Source organism: Staphylococcus simiae, from assembly GCF_002902085.1.
Lineage (GTDB): Bacteria > Bacillota > Bacilli > Staphylococcales > Staphylococcaceae > Staphylococcus > Staphylococcus simiae.
The window spans coordinates 1-3005 of the sequence record NZ_PPQR01000104.1 but is presented as its reverse complement, the minus strand read 5'-3'; the positions used below and the strand labels follow the sequence as shown (position 1 = coordinate 3005).

Sequence of the window (3005 nt, the reverse complement as noted above, 5' to 3'; positions counted from 1 at the left end):
AGACAGGTTTATAACTATATCCCATTGCATGCCATAAATGACCGATAATAAGTTGAAAGACTATAGTTAATAGTATTAATACGATTAAATTGAAAGTCATTTTGCTAACTTAACTCCTTTAACTAAAAGTAACAAAGCACTTTGCATAATCACCATAAATAAAACAAAAATAAAAGCTTTAGGGGTTAATGCTAGCAATATATCTTGAAAAATTTTTACTGGTTCATTAAAAATATAAACTGAATGAAGACGTAAAAAACGACCAATGTATATTCCAAAACCATTTAAAAACATTAAAACCAAAACATTTAGTCGATTAAACCATAAGTTTGATGTCAAAGTTAAAATTTCAACATAAATTAATATCATGATATATATAGCGAAAAAGACACCTAACAAAAGATATGTAAAATATGTCCATTCTAAAATATTGAGACCAGCATAAAAATTGAAATGGAACTGATTTAAATGAATTAAATCTGTCACCATATAAAATGTATTAGGCAAAATCAATACAAATATAGCACAAAAAATAATATATAATGGCCATTCATATTTTTTAGCTGGTTTGAAAAGTTTGAGTAGCAAACTTAATTCAAAAGGAATATAAGCTAGGAATACATTTAACGTCATAAAATTAAATACTGTATTTTCAAAAAGAGAAATACTGAAGAGTATTAAGAAATATATTCTAGCTATGTATCGAGGTTGCATGTATATAACACTACTTTCTATCAATTGTGTTAAGCACTTACAATATAAATGACTGCAAATTAGTTAACAAAGTATGTCATGAAATTATAAAATGCTTAACAAACTATCTCGTCTGAATAGATTTGTTAAGCATATATAATAACTTGTATTAATAAGGTAATCAACTAAAATAAATTACGACTTTGGACTGAGTAAATTCAAACCAATATGGTCATTAAATTCCCGGTTAATATCCATATCAGTCAATGTAATGACGATTTCAGCAGTAGCCGATACAATTGCTTTAGCAAGATGCCCACTATAAGTTCGATATTGATCATCACCAAATGTAGCATGCAAATGCGCGAAGGCTTTATCATCAATTCGTGAAATATTACCTAATAAGCTTGTTAATTCTAATGGTTGATGAATATGATGTTCTTCATATTGTTGTGTTGATAAATTATAGAAATTTAATGTGACATCGTCACAAGCACCGATACCGCTGACGGTTCCAAATTTTTTACTGTGGTCTTCGGCAATTTTAGTGACAGCTGAAACGATGTCTTCACCTTGCTCTAAAACTAATAAAATAACATTTTGAGACACTTGCATTTTCATAAAAATACCTCCTAAAAAAGATAATATGTTATCTTAATTATACATATAAAGTTACAAACAGATAATAAAATTGAATTTATTATTGTCAAAAAGAGTTAAGTTATAATACAATATAGAAACTTTTAGTAATATATAAATATTAATAATATATCATTGATATAGAAGTAATTGACAAAAGAGGTGGGCAAATGAATAAGCAACTATTTACATTATATTTTAATATTTTTCTTATCTTTTTAGGTATTGGTTTAGTTGTCCCTGTATTACCAGTGTATCTAGAAGATTTAGGATTAAAAGGTAGCGATTTAGGTTTACTTGTAGCAGCATTTGCCTTATCGCAAATGATTATTTCACCTTTTGGAGGCACTCTCGCAGATAAACTTGGGAAAAAATTAATTATATGCTTAGGATTAGTATGTTTTTCAGCATCAGAGTTTATGTTTGCTGTCGGACATAGCTTTTCAATCCTGATACTATCAAGAATTATTGGTGGTATGAGTGCAGGAATGGTCATGCCTGGTGTAACAGGATTAATTGCAGATATTTCTCCAGCAGATAAAAAAGCCAAAAATTTTGGTTATATGTCAGCAATTATTAATTCAGGATTTATCTTAGGTCCAGGTATTGGTGGATTTATGGCAGAGGTCTCTCATCGCTTGCCTTTCTATTTTGCTGGAGCATTAGGCGTAATTGCATTTATCATGTCAGTCATTTTAATTAAAAATCCTAAAAAAGCTACAACAACAGGATTTCAACGTATTGAACCACAGTTGTTAACTAAAATAAATTGGAAAGTATTCATTACACCCGTCATTTTAACTTTAGTATTGGCTTTTGGCTTATCGGCATTTGAAACACTATTTTCACTTTATACTTCATATAAAGCTGATTATTCACCTAAAGATATATCTATTGCCATTACTGGTGGTGGTATATTTGGGGCATTATTCCAAATTTACTTCTTTGATAAGTTTATGAAATATTTATCAGAATTAAACTTTATTGCATGGTCGCTATTATATTCAGCTATTGTACTCGGATTATTAGTTATAGCGCATAGTTATTGGTCAATTATGATAATTAGTTTTATTGTCTTTATTGGTTTCGATATGATTAGACCAGCTATTACTAACTATTTTTCTAATATAGCAGGCGATCGACAAGGTTTCGCTGGAGGATTAAACTCAACGTTTACGAGTATGGGAAACTTCGTTGGTCCTTTGATTGCTGGTGCCTTATTTGACGTTCATATAGAAGCACCATTATATATGGCCATCGGTGTTTCACTAGCGGGTATTGTTATTGTATTAATAGAAAAAAGACATCGTTCAAGCTTGAAGAAACAACAAAACAATTAATAATGTAGAAGTTTATATAAACAAGAAGTAGCTAAACCAAAATGAATATTTAAAGTAAATCAGATAAAAGTCATTGTTTGTGATATAACATATTAAAAATCAACATCTAATAGTTCTAGACAATCATAATGAGGGGGAGACGAAATAATTTTTTGTAAATTCATTTCTATATATCTTCATTTTATTAAATAGTAAATTTTAACCAAGACAATTAAGACAGGTTGATAAAATTTTGTAACAAATAAATATAATTAGTATTAATAATATTACAAATATTACATTCATTTTAAATTGTAATCCACATATCTTTTTAGTAGTAAAACTATGTTAAGA

The 3005-nt window shown here is 28.6% G+C and carries 3 protein-coding genes; 1 reads left to right on the top strand and 2 read right to left on the bottom strand.

Translation table 11 applies throughout. From position 1 onward, the window contains the following. Positions 1–96: 96 nt before the first annotated feature. Complete coding sequence (locus CD113_RS11130) at positions 97–714, bottom strand: DUF1361 domain-containing protein (RefSeq protein ID WP_002464911.1); 618 nt, start codon at positions 712–714, stop codon at positions 97–99. Between the two features lie 174 nt (positions 715–888). Beyond that, positions 889–1314: a PPC domain-containing DNA-binding protein gene (locus CD113_RS11125; RefSeq protein WP_002464912.1), complete on the bottom strand. Its 426-nt coding sequence runs from the start codon at positions 1312–1314 to the stop codon at positions 889–891. 188 nt (positions 1315–1502) lie between these two features. Between CD113_RS11125 and norA the strand changes: the two genes are divergently transcribed. Then, positions 1503–2672 (top strand): multidrug efflux MFS transporter NorA, encoded by a 1170-nt coding sequence (gene norA / locus CD113_RS11120; RefSeq protein WP_002464913.1) that lies wholly within the window; start codon positions 1503–1505, stop codon positions 2670–2672. The last annotated feature ends 333 nt before the right edge of the window (positions 2673–3005 follow it).

Coding starts and splice junctions, on each gene's coding strand:
- norA (WP_002464913.1), top strand. CDS start 1,503: ATGAATAAGCAACTATTTACATTATATTTTAATATTTTTCTTATCTTT.
- CD113_RS11130 (WP_002464911.1), bottom strand. CDS start 714: ATGCAACCTCGATACATAGCTAGAATATATTTCTTAATACTCTTCAGT.
- CD113_RS11125 (WP_002464912.1), bottom strand. CDS start 1,314: ATGAAAATGCAAGTGTCTCAAAATGTTATTTTATTAGTTTTAGAGCAA.